18 protein-coding genes are annotated in these 20,570 nt (G+C 39.3%); 13 read left to right on the top strand and 5 right to left on the bottom strand.

Annotation, left to right across the window (positions count from 1 at the left end; translation table 11 throughout):
- Nucleotides 1-234: 234 nt before the first annotated feature.
- Together BK580_RS19075 and BK580_RS19070 are read right to left on the bottom strand one after the other, a co-directional pair.
- Nucleotides 235-873 (bottom strand): hypothetical protein, encoded by a 639-nt coding sequence (locus BK580_RS19075; RefSeq protein ID WP_078381863.1) that lies wholly within the window; start codon nt 871-873, stop codon nt 235-237.
- A 176-nt stretch (nt 874-1,049) separates the two neighbouring features.
- Entirely contained in the window at nt 1,050-3,221 is a 2,172-nt protein-coding gene (locus BK580_RS19070) for a sensor domain-containing diguanylate cyclase (protein WP_078381862.1), read from the bottom strand.
- A 90-nt stretch (nt 3,222-3,311) separates the two neighbouring features.
- Here BK580_RS19070 and BK580_RS19065 point away from each other — a divergent pair, with 90 nt between their 5' ends.
- Nucleotides 3,312-3,953: a hypothetical protein gene (locus BK580_RS19065; protein ID WP_078381861.1), complete on the top strand. Its 642-nt coding sequence runs from the start codon at nt 3,312-3,314 to the stop codon at nt 3,951-3,953.
- 128 nt (nt 3,954-4,081) lie between these two features.
- Here the strand turns inward: BK580_RS19065 and BK580_RS19060 are convergent, their stop codons facing one another.
- Nucleotides 4,082-5,359, bottom strand: coding sequence for a uracil/xanthine transporter (locus BK580_RS19060; RefSeq protein ID WP_078381860.1), 1,278 nt, complete (start codon nt 5,357-5,359; stop codon nt 4,082-4,084).
- A 252-nt stretch (nt 5,360-5,611) separates the two neighbouring features.
- On the opposite strand from BK580_RS19060, the gene BK580_RS19055 reads away from it, so the two are divergent.
- From BK580_RS19055 to BK580_RS19035, 5 genes are all read left to right on the top strand, one after another.
- Nucleotides 5,612-6,484 carry a LysR family transcriptional regulator gene (locus tag BK580_RS19055; protein WP_078381859.1) on the top strand — a complete coding sequence of 291 codons (873 nt, stop codon included), beginning with the start codon at nt 5,612-5,614 and terminating at the stop codon, nt 6,482-6,484.
- A 267-nt stretch (nt 6,485-6,751) separates the two neighbouring features.
- Nucleotides 6,752-7,432: a PspA/IM30 family protein gene (locus BK580_RS19050; RefSeq protein WP_078381858.1), complete on the top strand. Its 681-nt coding sequence runs from the start codon at nt 6,752-6,754 to the stop codon at nt 7,430-7,432.
- Between the two features lie 84 nt (nt 7,433-7,516).
- Complete coding sequence (locus BK580_RS19045) at nt 7,517-8,545, top strand: TFIIB-type zinc ribbon-containing protein (protein ID WP_078381857.1); 1,029 nt, start codon at nt 7,517-7,519, stop codon at nt 8,543-8,545.
- Between the two features lie 11 nt (nt 8,546-8,556).
- The gene (locus BK580_RS19040; protein ID WP_078382835.1) at nt 8,557-9,339 is read left to right on the top strand and encodes a TPM domain-containing protein; all 783 of its coding nucleotides are present in this window, start codon (nt 8,557-8,559) and stop codon (nt 9,337-9,339) included.
- Nucleotides 9,340-9,380: 41 nt separating this feature from the next.
- Entirely contained in the window at nt 9,381-10,409 is a 1,029-nt protein-coding gene (locus BK580_RS19035; RefSeq protein ID WP_078381856.1) for an SPFH domain-containing protein, read from the top strand.
- 107 nt (nt 10,410-10,516) lie between these two features.
- Here BK580_RS19035 and BK580_RS19030 read toward each other — a convergent pair whose 3' ends face one another.
- Together BK580_RS19030 and BK580_RS19025 are read right to left on the bottom strand one after the other, a co-directional pair.
- Nucleotides 10,517-12,079: a glycoside hydrolase family 10-like protein gene (locus BK580_RS19030; protein WP_078381855.1), complete on the bottom strand. Its 1,563-nt coding sequence runs from the start codon at nt 12,077-12,079 to the stop codon at nt 10,517-10,519.
- Between the two features lie 394 nt (nt 12,080-12,473).
- Nucleotides 12,474-13,697, bottom strand: a complete 1,224-nt coding sequence (locus BK580_RS19025; protein ID WP_078381854.1) for a helix-turn-helix domain-containing protein — start codon at nt 13,695-13,697, stop codon at nt 12,474-12,476.
- Between the two features lie 120 nt (nt 13,698-13,817).
- Between BK580_RS19025 and BK580_RS19020 the strand changes: the two genes are divergently transcribed.
- From BK580_RS19020 to BK580_RS18990, 7 genes are all read left to right on the top strand, one after another.
- Complete coding sequence (locus BK580_RS19020) at nt 13,818-15,131, top strand: MFS transporter (protein WP_078381853.1); 1,314 nt, start codon at nt 13,818-13,820, stop codon at nt 15,129-15,131.
- A gap of 96 nt (nt 15,132-15,227) precedes the next feature.
- A complete protein-coding gene (locus BK580_RS19015; RefSeq protein ID WP_078381852.1) occupies nt 15,228-16,703 on the top strand; it encodes a protein adenylyltransferase SelO in 1,476 nt (491 codons plus the stop codon).
- 353 nt (nt 16,704-17,056) lie between these two features.
- Nucleotides 17,057-17,359 (top strand): urease subunit gamma, encoded by a 303-nt coding sequence (locus tag BK580_RS19010; protein ID WP_078381851.1) that lies wholly within the window; start codon nt 17,057-17,059, stop codon nt 17,357-17,359.
- 47 nt (nt 17,360-17,406) lie between these two features.
- Complete coding sequence (locus BK580_RS19005; RefSeq protein ID WP_078381850.1) at nt 17,407-17,724, top strand: urease subunit beta; 318 nt, start codon at nt 17,407-17,409, stop codon at nt 17,722-17,724.
- Nucleotides 17,725-17,726: 2 nt separating this feature from the next.
- Entirely contained in the window at nt 17,727-19,433 is a 1,707-nt protein-coding gene (ureC, locus tag BK580_RS19000) for an urease subunit alpha (RefSeq protein WP_078381849.1), read from the top strand.
- A gap of 10 nt (nt 19,434-19,443) precedes the next feature.
- Nucleotides 19,444-19,890, top strand: a complete 447-nt coding sequence (gene ureE / locus BK580_RS18995; RefSeq protein WP_078381848.1) for an urease accessory protein UreE — start codon at nt 19,444-19,446, stop codon at nt 19,888-19,890.
- Entirely contained in the window at nt 19,883-20,569 is a 687-nt protein-coding gene (locus BK580_RS18990) for an urease accessory protein UreF (RefSeq protein ID WP_078381847.1), read from the top strand. Before ureE ends, BK580_RS18990 begins: the two co-directional genes overlap by 8 nt.
- The last annotated feature ends 1 nt before the right edge of the window (nt 20,570 follow it).

Raw genomic sequence — 20,570 nt, 5'->3', positions numbered from 1 at the left:
TACGAAACAGAGCAAAATCAAAAAGTATACCCAAAGGACAGTGTTGATTTTCAGGTCCCTAGCTGTTGATTGGAGCACAAGGCGAAGACTCCTGCGGGAGATAGCGTTTTGTGGAGACCCCACCACAGGCGCAAAGCCGAGGAGGCTCCACAAGCGCCCTCTGGATAAGCGAAGCCTAGTGCGGAAATCAACAGCGGTGTTTAAAAGAGCCTTATGAATAAAATCTTGCACTCATTATTTCTTAGGAAACACCGTATACGACCATGAATAAATCGTATCTACGACAAAGATGATAGCCCATACCTTAGCGATATTGTAGATGGTTTCACTTGAATAAGGACTATTCTCAAAGGTTCCCTCTTGAAACCAAGACCAATCCCTCATGTAAGAAAGAGCCTCCGATACACTGTCTGTTCCGAGCGAAATAAAGATTGCTTGTGCTGTGAAAAATAGCACAATATGAGCAATGGACCATTGACGATACCTCCGTGCTACATACGAAGGATCTTTTTGCAGGACCATCAGATGTTTGTCTTTCTCCGTTAATAAATCAATCCCTTTCCAATCCCCAATCTTCTTGCGCATCCAACGATCAAATTTTTTAAAATCTTGAATCCCAAAAGTGACAGCATAGATTACGAAGATAGAAATGATGATTTGCAGGGTAGATATTTCACCAGTGACACTATAAAGCATCCAAGCAAATAATGCTTCTACTGCTGTAATGCCGATAAATAAAGAGATGAATAGAATGCTTATTTTTTGTAAGTTAAAATAATAGCGTGTTAAGCAAAATAAAAATAGACACACAAGTGATAGAACTTCCATCGTAATAAATAACTCTACTTGATGGTCTAGTAAAAATGTGTTCATTCGCTTCCTCCTATAATAACGAGTTAGTGTTAAATCCAGCCTTCTCCCTCTATATAATAAGGTGATCCTTGAATTTTATCGATCTTCCTGCCTTACATAGGTATTCAGACTTATTTTGGACAATCCCACGCAAAATAGAGGAAGTTATGATGATGACAAGGATGGAGGTCAGGTAACTATGAGTATAACACCACCTGATCGCGCCCCTTTTCCTTCGCTTGATACAAAGCTTCGTCTGCATATTGGATCATTTCTTGTAAACTCAAATTTTTTTGTTGATTGCTGCAAACACCTATACTTATTGTTAGCCATAATGGTTTTCCACTATTTAGTATGAAGGGGTGAAAGTGATGTGCTTCTATTAATTTATTGGCTATTAGGGATGCCTGTGTATATGTTGTGTTAGGTAGAATAACGATGAATTCTTCTCCGCCAAAACGCCCTACTATTCCTTTTTCATTACAGACGGTACTTATTTTTTGGGCTACAAAAGTGAGTGCTTGATCCCCTACAGTATGTCCGTATGTGTCATTAACTCGCTTGAAATGGTCAATATCAATAAGTAATAAGGAAGAAGGGTGATTAGATTTAGCTGTTTGTGAAAGTATTTCAGTGGCTTCTTCCATAAAGTATTTTCTGTTGCATACTCTAGTTAAATGATCGTACATGGCAGATTCCTTTAAGCTTTGATAGTTGAATAGATTATTAATTAATAATGTTAGTTGTTCGGTAAAAGTAGGTATTATAATATTTGCTTCAAAGGTTGGTAATTCATTCTTTTCTTCGCTATAGATAACGAACATTCCGGTATGTTGTGCAGTCAAAATTGGGATAGAAAAGAAAGATTGTGATTTACTTTGGATTCCAAATATTGTAGGGTCTATATCTTTTATAGTTAAGGTTTTTTCTAGAAATTTCTCATGGATGGATATTGGTTGATTAATAGTAATTTGTTCATCAGTTTTCGTAATCAGTTCCCACCGCTCATTTTCATAGGTTAAGTAGAATCCTTTTTCATATTTTGTCATGGAAATTAAACTTTCTAGCGCACATTTTACTAATGAGTCCCAAGTATTTACCTTAGCCAGTTGATTAAACGAGCTTTGAAGAAGTGTTTGAATATAATATTTTCTAGATTCTTGTTCTTTTTCTAAAGTAATCCGTTTAATTCTGTCGGCTAGCCCCAGTGATAAGACGAGTACTACTACTAAAGCACCTATTTTTGGAGCGTATAATGAAAGCGGAGTTAATGGAATAAGCTTATAGCCAGCTAATAAATTTAAGATAACTCCGATTAAAAGAAGGGACCAAGCAATAATAAAGAACTTGGCTTCTCTAGTGTATAACCTTACTTTCAGGGCAATTGCAATTATTAATATAATGAACAAACTAGCAACAAGCATACTAATCATTGTTGCCGTTTTAATGCTAAGAATGAAAGGCATCGCCAGTAAAAGTGAACTTGTTACTATGAATACATTGGTTAGTTTATGTAAAATAGGTGCACAGTTTTTAAGCTGAAGAAAATGATTAGCAAACTGTAAGGAAAATAGAGAACTCCAAATTATGAAGAATGAATTGGATCTCAGGGCAAACCAAGGAAAATCGCCCCAAAGCCATTGAAAGGCAAATCCATCCCAAATAAACTGAAGCACAGTAAATCCTACAATGAATAAAATATAATATAAGTAGGTCTTTTCTTTAAGTGACAAAAATAAAAAGCTATTGTATATAATCATGGCGATCATAATACCGTAAAACAAACCAAAAAATGTTTGAGCGGTGTAATTTGCGGATGCAAAAGCGATAGGTTCCCAAATAGAAATGGGGGCTTGAAAAAAGCTATCTGTTTTTATTTTCAGGTAAAAAATCTCGGTTTGTTCCGGTAATAGTTGAAGCGGAAAAACCATATTACGGTGTTCAATCATTCTCACTTTAAATGGATAGCGATAGCCTATGGTTTCTTCTAAATGTAAAGCATCATTCTTTACTGAATACAATTCAACGGAACTTAAATGAGGTTTTTTTAGCTCAAGTAGTACTTCTCTATCGAAAGTTGCCGAATTCACGAGGGGCAATTTGATCCAATAAGTCACATCAGATAAATCCCCAGAAACGTTTGCTTCCTGGAGTGGTAGAAAATTCTCCCGGTTACTTAGAATTTCATCATTAGAAATATTACTATTTTTGTCAATATATATTTCTAATTGATTTGTTACTGATAGTTCAGCGAATTCTTTAGGTAGTACGATATGATTTGTTGATGCACTAGTAGATGGCGGTGCGGTTAGAAATAAAACTAGAAAAAAGAAAAAGAGTATCAAAAAATTGTGGGAAGTTACTTTCATTCCAATATACCTCTTGTATTTTTAATTTTTAGATTAGTATAATTATAGCATGAGTTTTAGCGAAAATATTGTTTATGGGGGTAAATAGAATTGAAAACTAGCACGTATTCGTCTCTTCTTTCCCAATTTAAAACAGGGGATTTAATCTTATTTAGTGGAAAATATCCTATTAGTAAATTAGTAGAAACATTAGAAAATAGTATGTGGTCTCATGTTGGAATGGTTGTTCGTCCAGATCCTACTGGGGAAGTTTATTTTTTTGAATCAACATCATTGACGAACTTGGAGGATATCCATTTTCATGACAATAAGACGGGACCAAAAGTAGTGAAGTTAATCGATCGTTTAAAAACGTACGGACATGATTTGGAACCTTATACTCCGCCCCAGTATGCTTTACGTTCTTTAAGTTTGCTTGAAGGAAGTATAGACGAAGAGAAGTTATATGAATATATGAAAAAAGTGCACGGTGTACCTAACCCATCACAATGGAAGATGATTGAAGAAGTTATTGAGGGAAGAGTCTTTTCCATCACTTCAAAAAGCAATGATTACACGTGTAGTAAGTTGATTGGAGAAACGTATCAAATGCTAGGGTTATTCGAACCGAAAATGCCACTAAATGGATACATGCCAAAGGACTTTTCATCAACGGGGAACTTACAGCTCAAAGATGTAACATTAGGAGAAGAAATATTAATTGACTTGGAAGAAACTGTAGTGGGTGCCTGACCTCACTGCGGTAATCTAGTATAAAATAGAGGTGTATCCCTCTTGGTATTTTATTAGAATAAAAGGAAAAGCGAGGCTTAGCTACACTTTTCCTTTAGCATTTTTATCACACTGGGAGACAGACACCTTTATTGCTCCCACTTCGTCACCTTTTCCAACACAATCGAAAGCAGCACACCCATTATCAAGCCATTGGTCAAGAACGGTTGCATGAGCACTGGCAGTGGGCTAAAGACAGCTGGCGAGGTGTTCATTAAGCAAACGCCTAACAGGACTGGAGCGGCTAGTCGGAATATTGTATCCGAGTTGAATGTTGCTCCATGCAAGCTGCTATATGCGGTGCCAAACAGCTGTAAGTATGCTACAAATAATACTGCATTTCCGACGGTCATTGGCATTGTCACCAAAAATGAGGTTAATGGTGGCAATAGTCCGATTCCTGCCAATAGAATCCCTCCGATAAAGAACGGCTTTTTATCTAATATTCGAGTGCTTTGAAGAAAACCGATCGTGGAGGTGAAAGGTGTATACGGGACAAGGCCAAAAAGGGAGGCAACGACCGAAAACACTCCAGTAAAGAAGAAGGAGTTTCGGAATTGTTTCGGCTTCGCTTTTTCGCCATAAAGTTCTGCCGCAGCTTGGACCGAGGCAATGGTGTTGCTCATATTAAGCATACCAGCAAAAAACGCTACAGCGATGATGCCGTACTCCAGGTTTGGTGCACCTAATGGAAATAACTCAAATGAAAAGGCTGCTTCGGGTACTTGCTGTCCTTTCTCTGGAAAGAGAATGACATAGAAAATCCACCCCACCACAATCCCAATAAGTATTGCAAAATTCCCGATTGCCTTTGGTGCCTTTATTTTTAACACACTGACAAAAATGACGATAGCGAGCGATAAGATACTGACAGGAACATTCATCTCGCCAGTCTCCGTAATTCCGAGCATCCCTTGGAAGAACACCATCATCAGCTGGAAGGTCAATAGGAATAAATAGACCGTCATCACCATCGGGGTGAATATTTTAGGCAAGACGGAGGTCCAGCCGAATAAGGCCATTACCATCGTGACGCCACCAGCTAATAGAAGGCCAGTTGCCAATCCACCGCCAATTTCCATGAAGCTCATTCCAAGTGAAGACGCGGTCAGTCCAAGATTTAGCATCACTCCCCATAGCAGACCTGAGTGCCCCTCCATTAAGGGATAACGGTGACCCATCCATCCTTGGAAAATACAGGCCAATCCTGTGAATAACAGCGATGCACTTAGCATCATTCTGCTCACATCTGGTGAAACGTCAAAAGCCGCCCCAATCGACAGAGGAACGACCACTGTATTAGCAAAAATAAAGAACAGCCATTGTATCGATGAGAAGACTGTAAAGGATGACTGGAAATTTTTCATAGTAAACCTCCTCTTTTGTCTGCTCCAACTAAAACTTCAATTTTCTGTGGTGGGGACACGCGTCGTTCAGTCCCATTTGCATCCATTATATTAACCATCATAAGTATAAAAGTTAGTATGATAAGTATTAAAATAGCTTTCATAAAACAACCTACCTTTCCCCTAAGATATGGTACCATAAGTACAACTATATGAATGATATTTGTTTTGTAGAGAAATCATAGGAAAAACATATGATCAAGGAGAGATAGCATGGATATTCGCCAGCTGCGGTATTTTACTGTTATTGCGGAAGAAAAGAATATTTCACAGGCAGCTAGAAAGCTGCATATGTCCCAACCGCCGCTGAGCCAGCAGTTGAAGCAGATGGAAGAAGAGCTTGGCGTAAATCTCATATACCGGGAAGGAAAAAAGCTTCACCTGACAGAGGCTGGGGAACGTCTTTATCAGCATGCGGTGCAAGTAACAAAGCTTATGGAAGAGGGCATGGAGGAAGTGAAGGAAGTGGGAAATGGACTAAAGGGGACCTTGAAGCTAGGTGTGAATACGCTGTCCGAAACTTCGCTTTCCACCCGTTTATTTGCATTTAGGGAGCACTATCCATCTGTTACGTATGAGATTCATCAAAACGAATCAGTCCAGCTTTTTCAGCTTCTAAGGGATAGAACAATTGATCTGGCCATCATTCGATTTCCTGTTCAAGATGATGAATTTTCCAGCCTGATGTTGAAAAAGGAAGCCTTTTATTTTGTAAGCAGTGTAGAGTGGACCGAGGAGGTATCGCTATCTGCCATAGCAGCCGTTCCATTAATTTTGCCAAGTACGAAAGGACAGGGGCTTTACGAATTCACCCTGCAATCTTTCGCCAAAAACAAGCTTACCCCGAATATCGTTTGTGGCTGTTCGGACATGACGCTCCTTTCGAGTCTCGTCCAAGATGGTTTCGGGGCAACATTAATACCGGAAAGCGCCCTGCATATTTTCTCAAATGCAAGCGTACATAAATATATAATAGAAGATTCTAGATTGGTATCACAATATGGAATCGCTTGGATGAAGAAGTACTATCTGTCCCATGTGGCAGAGCGTTTTTTGGATATGTACCGTTTGAATTGTACCTTTTAATAGTGCATGACCCTCGCTGCTATAAAGGGGCAAAGATAGTTGGTGACAGTTCCCTAGTACTTTTTGATACATAAGGGTGTCATGTACTGCAAGAAGACATCGCAAAAAAATGAAACTTTTCTCAAAGCAATCCCGTATAAACTAGTAAGAGTTTTTCTTCAATAAATGATTTACACCTGCATATGTATGATTTGTTGGGTGTTTTGTTTAGATGAAGAGGTTAGAAAACGATATCAGGTAGGAAAAATAAAGGAGGAATTGTAAACTATGAGTATCATTGCAAGGTTTAAAGATATTATGTCCAGTAATATTAACGCGCTATTAGATGAGGCAGAGAATCCGGAGAAAATGATTGATCAGTATTTACGAAACCTTAATAGGGATTTAGGCAAGGTGAAATCGGAAACGGCGTCGGTGATGGCAGAAGAACAGCGATCTAAACGATTATTAAATGAGTGTCAGGAAGATATAGAGAAAATGGAACGCTATGCAATCAAGGCATTAGAAGCTGGAGACGAAGGGGATGCAAGGAAGTTTCTCGAGAGAAAAGGGTCTCTAGAAACGAAGCTTTCTGAGCTGCAAGCTTCCTATCAATTGGCTTCCACGAACTCTCTGCAAATGAAACAAATGCATGATAAGCTTGTTGCAGATATCGGTGAATTGGAATCCCGTAGAAGTGCATTAAAAGCAAAATGGTCGGTTGCTAAGACACAAGAAAGAATAAATAAACTTGGTGCATCTGGGGCTAATTCAGGTAATTCTATTTCAGCATTTGGAAGAATGGAAGATAAGGTGAATCGTGCATTAGATGAAGCGAATGCAATGGCGGAGCTAAATGCTGGTCCGAAAGATGATATAGAAGACTTAACCGCTAAATATGATCAAAAGAGCAGTAATGTAGATAACGAGCTTGCTGCATTAAAAGAGAGATTAAAGAATAATAATTAGTCATATAATTTAAAGCTGTAGCTAGCAGGCTGCAGCTTTCCCCCTTTTTAACCCTTTGCTTGAAACGAAAGAGGTGAGTAGCATATGATACTTCATTATAAATGCCCAAGCTGTGGTAGTGATATGAGCTTTGATGCCGATTCTGGCAAATTATCTTGTCAAAGCTGCGGTAAGCAGGAAAATATCGAGGAACATTCCGAGAAATTGATTACGGCGACATTTGCAGAGGATGAGGTGAAGGAATACCATTGTGATAATTGTGGAGCTGATTTAATCACTGAAGCAGAGACTTCTGCAACAAGCTGTAGTTTTTGTGGGGCTGGTGTGGTAATTGCAGATCGATTATCAGGCAATCTTGCTCCGGCAAAGGTGATTCCTTTTACCATTAGCAAGGAAGAAGCTACAAAGGCTTTTCAAAAATGGTGCAGAAATGGTCTGCTTACTCCGAAAGGCTTTATGAATGCTGACCGAATTAAGAGTATTACTGGGATGTATGTTCCTTTTTGGTTGTTCGATTTAAATAGTAAAGTACAAGTAGATGCTATTTGTACAAAGGTCAGAACGTACTCAAGTGGAGAGTATATTTACACGGAAACAAAGTATTATGATGCTTTTCGAGATTTGAATCTGGATTATGTAAAGATCCCTGTTGATGCATCAGAAAAAATGAATGATGCGTTAATGGATAAATTAGAACCCTATCCATATGATCAATTAAAAGAATTTAAAACGCCCTATTTGGTAGGGTATATTGCAGAGAAATATAACTATACAGATAAAGAACTACTTCCCAGAGCGAAGGATAAAATAAGTGACTACATTGAATCCTATATTCGTTCTACTTTAACAGGCTATCATTCCGTTAATTATAAGAATAAGAAAATTGATACGAGAAGTGTGACAAGTAAGTATGTTTTACTGCCTGTATGGATGGTCAGCTATGATTATAAGCAATCAGAGCATACTTTTGCCATGAATGGACAGACAGGAAAAGTAGTGGGAAAACCACCTATCAGTGGCGGGAAGGTGGCTATGTGGTTTGGTGGCATAGCTGCTGGAAGCTTGCTTGCCTTAAAAACGGTCTCCTTCATGATGGGAGGTGGCTTTTGGTGAGTGGGAAAAGGATGAAAAAACGTAGTCTGATTTTCTTTTTGTCAGCGCTACTACTATTACTTCCATTGGGAATGACTGTTCATGCAGAAGCTCCTCATCAGAAGCAGTTTGTTTATGATTATGCTCAGCTGTTAACAGATAATGAGGTGGCTGAATTAGAAGCTTTAGCAAGTGAATTAGGTGCTGAACGAGAGACGGCCTTTATTATCATCACTGCAAATGGAACGGATGGGAAGGATATTGATCAATATGTAGGGGATTTTTATGATGAGCAAGCTCCTGGCTATAACCAGCCCCATGGAAATACAGCGATTTTAACGATTGATCTGCAAGAAAGAGATGTCAAATTGGCTGGTTTTAAAAAAGCAGAGGATTATTTGGATGACCAACGAATGAATCAGATTCGTAATAAAATTACCCCTGCTCTATCAGACGGCCAATATTTTGAAGCATTCTCTTCCTTCATCCATACGTCTCATGACTATATGGGGTATAAACCAGGCGTCAATCCAGAGAATGTTTTATTTAAATGGTGGTTCCAGTTGTTAGTTTCCATCATTGTAGCTGGTGTCATCGTAACACTCATGGCTTATCGCTCAGGTGGTAGAGTTACCGTAAGTGCGAGAACTTATATGGATAGCAACAATTCACGCATAATTAGTAAGCATGATAGATATGTAAGAAAAACCGTGACGAAGCGGAAAAAGCCGACCAACAACAATAAAAGTGGTGGCGGCGGTGGCGGAATCACGGGCGGTGGTCATTCACATAGTGGCAGTAGAGGGAAGTTTTGATTACTGCTTTTACTGAGAAAGTTGAAAGGAGCAGATGAAGGATGTCTTTTTTTAGAAATCAATTTGCAAATGTAGTAGAGTGGGAAGAATTTAGAGATGATATGATCTTTTATAAATGGAAAAATAAAGAGATCAAAAAGGGAAGTAGATTAATTATTCGTCCTGGGCAAGATGCGATCTTTTTTAACAATGGGAAAATTGAGGGTGTCTTCCATGATGAGGGAGAGTACGATATCGAATCACAAATTATTCCTTTCTTGTCCACTTTAAAGGGCTTTAGATTTGGCTTCAATAGTGGGATGCGAGTAGAGGTGCTATTCGTAAACACCAAAATTTTCAATGTGAAATGGGGTACGAGAAATGCGATTAATATCCCGGCACCTGGACTCCCCGGTGGTATGCCCATTAGAGCCAATGGAACATTCGATTTTAAAGTAAATGACTATATTGCCTTAATTGATAAAATTGCTGGAGTTCGAAATCAATATTTAGTCGAGGATGTCCGAATCCGTATTACCTCTGTTCTTGATCAGTTGCTGATGAAATGGATTACAAGGGAAGGAAAGGATATGTTCAACCTTCAGTCCAACTCCTTTGAAATTTCAAAGGGGATTAAAGATGATTTAGACATGCAGATTATGGACAATGGGCTCTCCATTACTGGATTTAATGTCATGAGCTTCAACTATCCAAAAGAAATTCAAGACATGATTAATAAAGTAGCCTCACATGGTATGGTTAGTAGTGTCGATAAATACCAGCAAATCTCGCTGGTAGATGGCATGGCCACTGGAAAAATGAATGGAGGCGGGACTGCATCTGATATGGCTGGCATGGTGATGGGTATGAATATGGCGAATCAAATGATGGATAAGATGAATCAGCAGAATCAGAATCAAAATCAACAGCCAAATCAACCAGTAGCTCCGCCAAATGCACAACCAGCTCCACAACCACCAGAACCGAAGACAGAAAATCAGCAGAAGCCGAATTTTTGTCCTAATTGCGGAACGAAAACTGGTGGGGGGAATTTTTGTAGTAATTGTGGGCATAAACTAGTAGGGGCATGACCCTCACTAGTGTGAAGGGCTAAAGAAATTAGGGAGGCCCCATGTTTCCTTCCATTAATAGGCCTGACCCCCATCGTTGTAAAGCGATGAGGGTCAGGCTTTTTTTCTCATTTTACCACTCTGACCGTTTTAGCATCCTTACTTTCCACACCGGTATTGGATATGGAAGTAACGCCGTACGTATATACCTTCCCCTTTTTAATTGTGCTATCTACAAACGTAGTAACTCCGTTGGATGCATAGATGACGTCCACGATATTCGCAGGATTTTTATAATCTCCTTCCTTATTTCCTTCAAAGCGATAAATGACATACTTTCTTGCATCTGAGTGCTTTTTGTTATCAATCGTCAACTTGATGCTATCTTTCGCTTTATTGGCTTTAACTGTCTTCGGTTTTTTCGGTAACTTGTTTCCATTCCAAGAAGTAGCTGGCACCAATGCTGGAGTTGTGTAGATTTCGTTGGATAAAATATCTGCATAGCCGAGGTTATTTTTAATAATCTGTCTTAAAGAGAAGTGCATTTGCCCTAGTGCATTTTTATTCTGGCGATTGTCCAGGATTTGACCAGGAAGTTCGTAAGGGTCATACCAATTCTGATCGAAATTGTCACCGACCTTATAATCTGCTGTTCCGATATAGAGATTTACAGGGTGATTCCATGCATACTCCTCAACTTCATTGCTCCACCAGTCTAGTAGAATAGTATAGTCGGCTACTGCAAGTCCTCTTGACCAATAGATTTGCGGAGTAATATAATCGATGCTTCCATCTTTGATCCACTGTCTTGTATCAGCATATAAGTCATCATAGTTGGTTTGGCCAGCCTGTGTATTGCTACCAGTTGGGTCGTCGGCAATATTTCTCCATACACCGAACGGAGAAATTCCAAATTGCACCCAATTTTTTATGTCTTTGATAGAGTTATTGATATCAGCGACGAGCTCATTAACATTGTTTCTTCTCCAGTCTTCAATATTATGGAATTCGCTGCCATACTGGGCAAAGGTTTCTTGGTCAGGGAACTCCTGTCCGGCAATACGGTATGGATAAAAATAGTCATCCATATGAACTGCTTCGATATCATAATTGGTGACGAGTTCTTCAACTGTAGCAATCAAATGATCCTGTACTTCAGGAATACCTGGATTTAAGTAGTATTGTGTACCATATCTAACCACCCATTCCGGATGAAGATTGGCCACATTGTTTTCAGCTAAAGTTTCCAATCCTTCATTTGGCATTGTCACACGGTAAGGATTGACCCATGCATGAACCTCAATGCCTCGCTTATGAGATTCTTCCACCATAATCGCGAGTGGATCATAGCCTGGATCAGAACCTTGTTCTCTTCCAGTAATATACTTGGACCAAGGCTCTAATTCAGATGGATAAAAAGCATCAGAGGTAGGCTTTACCTGATAGATAATTGTGTTGAAGTTCTTTCCTTTTAGAAAATCAATTGTCTCTTCCACCCAAACTTTATATGCTTCCTTGTTCATGCCAGCCCTCATGTCAATGTTCTGTACGGTTGCAATCCAGGCTGCCCGCATTTCATACTTTGGACCATAATTTACTTCCGCGTTCCCTTTTGATGGGTAAAGGGGAATGGTCATAGTGAAAAGTAAAAGCGTAATCATTATGTACTTACATGGTTGTCCCAATTTCATCTGTGAATCCCTCGCCTTCCTAATGGTTTTCGTGAGCGCTTTCAATTGTTGAAATAATATTTCAGTAAATGTTTAAAAATTTGAAATATTGTTTCTGTTTTTATTATAAAAGTAAATATTTTAATGGTATATAGAACCAACGGATTAAAAATTGAATATTCTAAAATTTTATTATGGATTTTGATTTAGAGGGGATAGATATATAGTGCTAAGTGGAAGCTGAATTTTTTTTGTAGGATCTTTAAGCTGTAGCAAGCTTATAATGAAATTTTAGGAAGTGAGTAAGGAGGATACTCTTTACAGATGTGAGAATAGATGAGAAAAGAATTTATTAAGTACATCAAAAAAGAGCCTGACCCTTCATTGCTTTATCGCGATGAGGATCGGGCCCTTTTTAATTTGATATGGTTTGGTTAATTTTACGAAAAGCTTCACGGTTAAATTGTTTAAAGGGTGTTTCTAGTAGTGGTTCGAAATTTTGAACTGCTTTTTTTATTGTTGTTTGAGCATCTATGGTCTGTCCAAGCTCAAGCTGAATTAGTGCTTTATAGCTATCCATTACATAAAACATCGATAGGTCGAATGGATGGTGAATATTTTCTGGGATTACTACTTTATTAAATGTGAGTAGGGCCTCTTCATAGTACTTAAGGTAGTAGAGAGCTTTCCCTTTTTCTAAGTAAAACCATGGTTCATGGAAGTGGATTTTATCTGCATTAGAAAGGTATTGCTCGATCCTAGTTAGAGCTTCGTTATATAGTTGCTTTTCCATAATCATGGTGATGATTTCGATGAGCTCGCAAAAATGGAGCGATGATAAATGATCAGCAAATTCTCCATATTGCCTCAGTTTTGTTAAATAGTATTGTTTTTTTGCATGGTCTTGTTCTGTCATTGCTTGTGCGGCAGCGAGACGATATAGGTCATCGATTAGATAAAAAATTCTTTTTTCCTTGGAGAGGGTGAGTGCCTTTTCTATTGTCTCTGTTGCTGATTGGGAATCGCCAACTGCAAAGTATAAAATAGCTTCGTGATAATCAAGACTTAGTCTTGCTAGTGGATCAATATAGGCATGGGTAGCTTCAATCTCTTTTCGCTCATTTAAGATTATTTCAAGGGACTTAGAGTAGTCATGTTCTTTAAATTTAATGGTTGAACGGAAAATACCGATGAACGCGCGATTTGATGAGATATTCATTTGATCGTATATTTTCGCAGCTCGGTTTAAGGGCTCTTGCCAGTCTTGCTTCTTTTCGTAATAAAGGGAATAGCTATAGATTTCCAATAATCGAGCAGTCTCATAACCTTGAGAAAGACTCGAAACGTAGGGATCAATAATTTTAATTAGTTGTTTATATTTATCCGTTAAACCAATTGTATTGTAAATTTTTTCAGCCTGCTCTAAGATTCCTCTTAACTCTCCTGAGTCAATTTCCTCTAATAAATCAGAGAGGTCCACTTCCAGCCGTTCTGCAATATATGAGAGGCTCTCCATTGAAGGTTTCGCTTTATTATTTTCGATGAGGCTGAGCATGCCCTTTGTTAGTTCCGTACCTGCAAGTGCTTCAAGCGTCATCTTTTTTTGTTTTCTTCGTTTACGGATGCGTTCGCCTAGCATGTAAAACACTCCTTGTTATTCTTTTGTTTAATTATATTAAACTTTTTCTTGAAAGGGAAGAGCTGTGCGTGTTATAATTTGTTTAATTAAATTAAACTTTCAGAATAATGAGGTGTTTTTATGGAAGAGAGCTTGAAGCTGAAAAAGGCGACGTATCATCTGTACACGTTTATGATTAGTAAGTTGGTTTCTTCTTTTGGTGCGCAGGTTTATACGTTTGCGATAAGCTTTTACATTTTACAAATGACAGGTTCAGCAACGAGTTTTGCAACGAACTTACTATGCAATATTTTACCGCGGACGCTTGCTGCACCCTTTGCAGGAGTGATCACCGATCGATATTCCAAAAAAATGATCGTTATAACTTCACAAATTGCAACCACTTTGACAATCGGTGGACTTCTTCTTGTTACGTTAACTTCTGGACTTTCTCTAGTTTCTATTTATATCACTACATGTATTTTGTCGTTGACCTCGATGTTTTCGGGAATCGCATTTTCTTCATCCATTACTAGTCTTATCGATAAAGACAGAATCCAAAAAGCGATGTCTTTGAATCAAATGTCAATCTCTTTTGCTGCCATTGGTAGCCCAGCAGTAGGGGGTCTATTGTATGGCACCGTGTCCATTCCAGTTTTCCTTGTTATGTATATGGTTGCTTCAAGCATAGCTGTGATCCTTGAATCGACGATGGATTTCAAGCTATTCGCGAAAGAGAAACAAGTGGTGGAGGGCGAACAGAAAGAGACGATGTGGCAAAGTATAAAAGCGGGAATAGGGTATTTGAAATTACAATCCATTATTATCGTTGTGATGTGGATGGGGCTATTAGTAAATTTTTTATTTGGGGCTTATGAGGTTGGCTATTCCTATATTCTCATTGAAAAATTAAATATGCAACCACAGCATTTTGGCTTTACACAAGGTGCATTTTCCATTGGAATGCTATTAATGTCCATCTATTTTTCAGTAAGGAAAGAAGTTCAATTTCCACTACTTGTTTCAAAAAGAGGTATTTTGGCGATGGGAGTATTCATGGGAGGGGTTGGAATGCCACTCTTGTTTCCGATGTCATATGGTCTAATGTTTACCTATTATATGGTTATTATGTTCTGCTTTGGATCGATGCTAATGGTTGTGAATACTCCGTTGCAGGTTATGCTGCAAAAAACAGTGGAAGATGAATACAAAGGCCGTGTCTTTTCTGTATTCGAATCGATGTTAATGGCATTGACCCCACTAGGCATGGTTTTGTACGGATTTTTGTACGACTTTTTCCCAGCACAATGGGTTTTAATCTTATCTGCTACTATGCTTATCGTATCGGTTCTTATCGTTGTAAGACCATCTATTATTCGAAAGGTATATCCTCAGATGGAGGTAGACAAAGCATTAAATGAAGTGGCGGTAGAAATGTCGAGAGCGAAAGATTAGGCGTCATCCATGTGCGAAAAGGGTATAATACATTAATAACGTAATCACATGAACTAGCCTGTGTTGATAAATAGCATAGGGTGAAAAGGAGATCCAATGACACATAAAAAAGAAACGCATGAACCAGGTTGGAACTTTGACAATAGTTATTCACGTCTGCCAAACGTACTTTTTTCTACTGTTAATCTCAATCTAGTTTCAGCGCCAAAGTTAATTGTTCTCAATGATTCTTTAGCAGCATCTCTAGGATTAGAGGCTGCGGCGCTACAAGGTGAAGAATGTGTAGCAGTATTAGCTGGTAATCAGGTGCCTGCTGGTGCTCTGCCACTCGCTCAAGCATATGCAGGTCATCAATTCGGGAATTTTACGAGGCTTGGAGACGGACGGGCGATGTTGATCAGTGAACACATTACCCCTGCAGGTGAACGATTTGATATTCAACTGAAGGGATCAGGGCGTACACCATATTCTCGTGGAGGTGATGGTCGAGCATCACTTGGTCCAATGCTGCGCGAATACATCATAAGTGAGGCAATGCATGCGCTTGGAATTCCGACGACGCGAAGCTTAGCTGTAGTAACGACTGGTGAGTCTATTATCAGAGAAGCTGAGTTGCCTGGTGCAATTTTGACTCGAGTGGCTGCCAGTCACCTTCGCTTTGGAACCTTTCAATATGTTGCGAACTGGGGCACAGTGGAGGAGCTTCGTGCTTTGGCTGAATATGCTATAGAGCGTCATTATCCAGAGGTGGAAAAGGATGAGCAGCGTTATCTTTCCTTTTTTAAGGGAGTAATGAAACGACATGCCTCGCTGATTGCGAAATGGCAGCTGGTTGGGTTTATTCATGGGGTGATGAATACTGACAATATGACGATTAGCGGAGAAACGATTGATTATGGTCCATGTGCTTTTATGGATGTGTACGATCCAACAACGGTATTCAGCTCAATTGACAGACAAGGGCGCTATTCCTATGAAAATCAACTGCGTATTGGAGGTTGGAATCTTGCGCGTTTTGCCGAAGCTTTATTGCCATTATTCCATGAGAATCAGGAGAAGGCAGTAGAAATAGCTCAGGAGGCACTTTATGAATATTCAAGGCTTTATAAGCAAAATTGGCTTGCTGGCATGAGGGAGAAACTTGGGTTGTTTAAGGAAGAGGCTGAGGATGAATCGCTTATTGAAGGGCTTCTTAGTGTCATGCAAAAGTATCGGGCGGATTTTACGAATACATTCCGTGCGTTAACCTTTGATAAGATAGGCGAGAATGTCTTGGATGGAAAACCGGAATTTGTAGAGTGGCAAAAGCGTTGGCAGGAGAGGTTAGGTAGGCAGTCGGAATCAAAGGAAGCCTCGCATGAGTTAATGAGGAATAGTAATCCTGCAGTTATTCCACGTAACCATCGAGTAGAATCTGCACTAGAGGCGGCGGTGGAATTTGGGGATTATAAGGTGATGGAGAATTTGGTTGCGATGCTATCGAAACCTTATGCGCATTTATCTGAGCAGGAAGCATTCTGCACAATACCAGGGCCGGGGAGTAAGCCTTATCAGACTTATTGTGGGACTTGATGGTGGAGTTGGAGTTAGTAATAGGTAGAAAAAGAAAATAACTAAAAAACAGAGACCGCTAAGTGTCTCTGTTTTTTTATTTGTCATAAAATTTCTGTATAGTAGGATGAATTACTAGGATTGTGTTTCATTTGCTCAACGGTTATGAAGAGAACTGTAATTTAAAACGTTAAAACGATTGGGTTTATGTTTGTTTTGTGTAAATCTTCAGAAAATTATTTGATTCTTAAATCAATCACCATTATAATAATGTTAAAATTCATAACATTTAATGTAAGGAAAGCTAACATTAAATAATTTGGTTTCAGTAACTTAGTATCCATCATTAGAAAGCTAAGAAAGGGGGGCACAAGGTGAAGCTTACATCAAGGGAGCAAGAGAAGCTTATGATAGTGGTCGCTGCTGATTTAGCACGAAGACGTCAGCACCGAGGTCTAAAGTTGAATTATCCCGAAGCAATTGCCATTATCACCTATGAAGTGCTTGAAGGAGCAAGAGATGGGAAAACTGTGTCCGAGTTAATGCAGGATGCAAAACAGATTTTGACCCGTGAGGACTGTATGGAGGGAATTCCCGAAATGATTCACGATATCCAAGTGGAAGCTACCTTTGTGGACGGAACGAAATTAGTGACTGTGCATGATCCCATTAGATAATAGGGGGAAATATTGCATTAGCAGTCTATAAAGAAAGAGGTGGAAAGATGGTACCGGGAGAATATAGGCTGAAAAGTGAAATGGTCACATGCAATGTAGGGAAAACTCCAATAAAAATAGAGGTTATAAATAAAGGAGATCGTCCTGTTCAGGTGGGATCACATTTTCATTTCTTTGAGATTAATAGCAAGCTAGCATTTGATCGGGAAAAGGCATTTGGAAAGAGGTTGAATATTCCAGCTGGTACAGCGGTGCGTTTTGAACCAGGTGATGAGAGGGAAGTTGAGCTAATCCCGTTTTCTGGAGAGAGGAGAGTATATGGATTAAATAATTTAACGAATGATGCACTGGATAAAGGGGTGTAGGAATGAGTTTTGAGATGTCGAGACGCCAATATGCGGATATGTTTGGTCCGACGGTAGGTGATCAAGTAAGGCTTGGAGATACGGAACTGTTTATTGAAGTCGAAAAAGATTATACCGTATACGGAGAGGAGGTAAAGTTTGGAGGGGGGAAGGTCATTAGAGACGGAATGGGGCAACATCCTTTAGCTACGAGAGAAGCGTGTGTCGATCTTGTGGTGACGAACGCATTGATCGTTGATTATACAGGTATTTATAAGGCTGATTTAGGTGTGAAGGATGGTGAAATTTCAGCAATAGGAAAGGCTGGAAATCCATTGTTAATGGATAAGGTAGATATCATTATTGGTGCTTCTACTGAAGTAATTGCAGGAGAAGGAATGATTTTAACGGCAGGTGGTGTGGATACGCATATTCATTTTATTTGCCCGCAATTGATTCAAACCGCTATTGAATCTGGAATTACGACGATGCTTGGTGGTGGGACTGGTCCTGCAGCTGGTACGAATGCGACAACCTGTACCCCAGGTGAATGGAATATCTTTAATATGCTAAAAGCAGCAGAGGAATTCCCGGTGAATTTAGGGTTTTTAGGGAAAGGTAATGCCTCGAATGAAGAAGCACTGAAGGAGCAGATTGAAGCGGGTGCTGTCGGTTTGAAGCTACATGAGGATTGGGGAACTACTACAGCGAATATCGATGTTGCCTTAAAGGTTGCTGATCAATATGATGTCCAAATTGCAATTCATACGGATACCTTGAATGAAGGGGGATTTGTTGAAGATACGCTTCGTGCCATTGATGGACGTGTCATACATACGTATCATACGGAAGGAGCTGGAGGTGGGCATGCTCCTGACATTATTAAAGCGGCGGCATTCTCAAATATACTTCCTTCTTCTACTAATCCTACAAGACCATTTACCATTAACACGATAGCTGAGCATTTAGACATGCTCATGGTTTGTCATCATTTAGACCCTTCTGTCCCGGAGGATTTGGCATTTGCGGACTCGCGTATACGGAAGGAAACGATAGCAGCAGAAGACATTCTTCATGATCTTGGTGTATTTAGTATGATTAGCTCTGATTCGCAAGCGATGGGAAGAGTAGGTGAGGTTATTTCACGAACGTGGCAAACGGCTGACAAAATGAAGCGGCAACGTGGTGAACTCCTAAAAGGAGAAACGAATGATAATAGCCGAGTGAAGCGATACGTTGCAAAATACACCATTAATCCAGCGATCGCTCATGGAGTTTCTGAATATATTGGCTCGATTGAAATCGGAAAAATGGCGGATTTTGTGTTGTGGAAACCAGCCTTTTTTGGAGCTAAGCCAGAACTGATTGTAAAAGGGGGAATGATTGCCTGGAGTGTGATGGGTGATCCGAATGCATCGATTCCAACTCCGCAGCCTGTACTATATCGACCGATGTTTGGCAGCATGGGGAAGGCAAAGTATGATACCTCCTATACCTTTCTTTCTAAAGTTGCGTTTGATAGAGGTGTTCATGAGAAACTAGGTTTACAGAAACGTATTGCAGTTGTGAAAGATATACGGAAATTAACAAAAAAAGATATGGTATTCAATGGGGAAACGCCAGAAATAGACGTTGATCCACAAACATATGAGGTTAAGGTTAATGGCGAGTTAATTACGTGTGAGCCAGATAAAAAGGTTCCTTTGGCTCAACGATACTTTTTATTTTGAGGTGACCAAAATGATTATTGAAGAAATTATTGGAAACGTAAAAAATTCGGGAGCACCAACCACACATGTCGAACGTGTTTACTTAAGAAGCGATGAATTAGTAAAAAAAGTGCAACGCGTAAAAACAGATCATGGTAAGGAGCTAGGTATCCGCCTTAAAAGTGGAAAGGAATTATTGGACGGAGATATTCTTTATCAGGATGAAAAGAACGCGATTGTTATTAGCGTTATAGAAGATGATGTACTAGTCATTCAACCTACTAATTTATTACAGATGGGAGATATTGCCCATCAACTTGGGAATCGGCATCTGCCAGCACAATTTGAGAATGAAGAAATGATTGTGCAGTATGATTATTTAGTAGAAAAGCTGCTACAAGATTTAGACATCCCTTTCGTTCGGGAAAATAGAAAAATGAAGGAAGCATTCAAGCATATCGGGCACTCCCATGACTAGTAAACTCTTACACTTGCTACAAATTTGCGATTCTAATTTCCCTTCAGGGGCATTTTCGCATTCCTTTGGGCTGGAAACCTATATACAAGAGGGGAAAATAAGTGACCGGCAGTCTTTTTTTCATGCTATTCAACTATATCTATCCTCACAATGTGTATATACAGACGGTTTAGCCTGCCGGTTAGCCTATGAAGCAATAAAAAGAAACGATTTAGACAGGGTATGGCAACTCGATCAGGAATTATTTGCCCTCGGAAACGCAAAGGAAACACGAGAAGGAAATAGAAAAATTGGCCGACAGTTAACAAAAGTAATGAATGAATTATATGATTTGGAAATTCTAAAAATCTATGAAACGAGGGTGAAAGCGAAAGAATGCCATGGACATAATTCCATTGTTTTTTCCATTCTTTGTGAAGGCTTACATGTTGACCTGACCACCACTTTATCTGTTTACTTATTTGCCAATACCTCTTCACTCATTCAAAACGGGGTAAGAGGTATTCCTTTAGGGCAAACAGATGGTCAAAAAATGCTTCATGAGATACAGCCGTTTCTATCGGAGCGAGTCGAGAAAATTATGGAGCTTGCAGAGGATAACTTTGGTGGGTGTCCACCTGGATTAGAAATTGCTCAAATGATCCATGAGCAGCTATCTGTACGGCTTTTTATGTCCTAAA

It is taken from the genome of Sutcliffiella halmapala (assembly GCF_002019665.1).
Classification (GTDB): Bacteria; Bacillota; Bacilli; order Bacillales; family Bacillaceae_I; genus Sutcliffiella_A; species Sutcliffiella_A halmapala.
The sequence above is the reverse complement of the archived record's forward strand: the minus strand, read 5'-3'. Positions and strand labels throughout refer to the sequence as shown.

What these genes read in the sequence shown, in the direction of transcription:
- BK580_RS19075 (WP_078381863.1), bottom strand. Translation starts at nt 873, where the DNA reads ATGAACACATTTTTACTAGACCATCAAGTAGAGTTATTTATTACGATG.
- BK580_RS19070 (WP_078381862.1), bottom strand. Translation starts at nt 3,221, where the DNA reads ATGAAAGTAACTTCCCACAATTTTTTGATACTCTTTTTCTTTTTTCTA.
- BK580_RS19060 (WP_078381860.1), bottom strand. Translation starts at nt 5,359, where the DNA reads ATGAAAAATTTCCAGTCATCCTTTACAGTCTTCTCATCGATACAATGG.
- BK580_RS19055 (WP_078381859.1), top strand. Translation starts at nt 5,612, where the DNA reads ATGGATATTCGCCAGCTGCGGTATTTTACTGTTATTGCGGAAGAAAAG.
- BK580_RS19050 (WP_078381858.1), top strand. Translation starts at nt 6,752, where the DNA reads ATGAGTATCATTGCAAGGTTTAAAGATATTATGTCCAGTAATATTAAC.
- BK580_RS19045 (WP_078381857.1), top strand. Translation starts at nt 7,517, where the DNA reads ATGATACTTCATTATAAATGCCCAAGCTGTGGTAGTGATATGAGCTTT.
- BK580_RS19040 (WP_078382835.1), top strand. Translation starts at nt 8,557, where the DNA reads ATGAAAAAACGTAGTCTGATTTTCTTTTTGTCAGCGCTACTACTATTA.
- BK580_RS19035 (WP_078381856.1), top strand. Translation starts at nt 9,381, where the DNA reads ATGTCTTTTTTTAGAAATCAATTTGCAAATGTAGTAGAGTGGGAAGAA.
- BK580_RS19030 (WP_078381855.1), bottom strand. Translation starts at nt 12,079, where the DNA reads ATGAAATTGGGACAACCATGTAAGTACATAATGATTACGCTTTTACTT.
- BK580_RS19025 (WP_078381854.1), bottom strand. Translation starts at nt 13,697, where the DNA reads ATGCTAGGCGAACGCATCCGTAAACGAAGAAAACAAAAAAAGATGACG.
- BK580_RS19020 (WP_078381853.1), top strand. Translation starts at nt 13,818, where the DNA reads ATGGAAGAGAGCTTGAAGCTGAAAAAGGCGACGTATCATCTGTACACG.
- BK580_RS19015 (WP_078381852.1), top strand. Translation starts at nt 15,228, where the DNA reads ATGACACATAAAAAAGAAACGCATGAACCAGGTTGGAACTTTGACAAT.
- BK580_RS19005 (WP_078381850.1), top strand. Translation starts at nt 17,407, where the DNA reads ATGGTACCGGGAGAATATAGGCTGAAAAGTGAAATGGTCACATGCAAT.
- ureC (WP_078381849.1), top strand. Translation starts at nt 17,727, where the DNA reads ATGAGTTTTGAGATGTCGAGACGCCAATATGCGGATATGTTTGGTCCG.
- ureE (WP_078381848.1), top strand. Translation starts at nt 19,444, where the DNA reads ATGATTATTGAAGAAATTATTGGAAACGTAAAAAATTCGGGAGCACCA.
- BK580_RS18990 (WP_078381847.1), top strand. Translation starts at nt 19,883, where the DNA reads ATGACTAGTAAACTCTTACACTTGCTACAAATTTGCGATTCTAATTTC.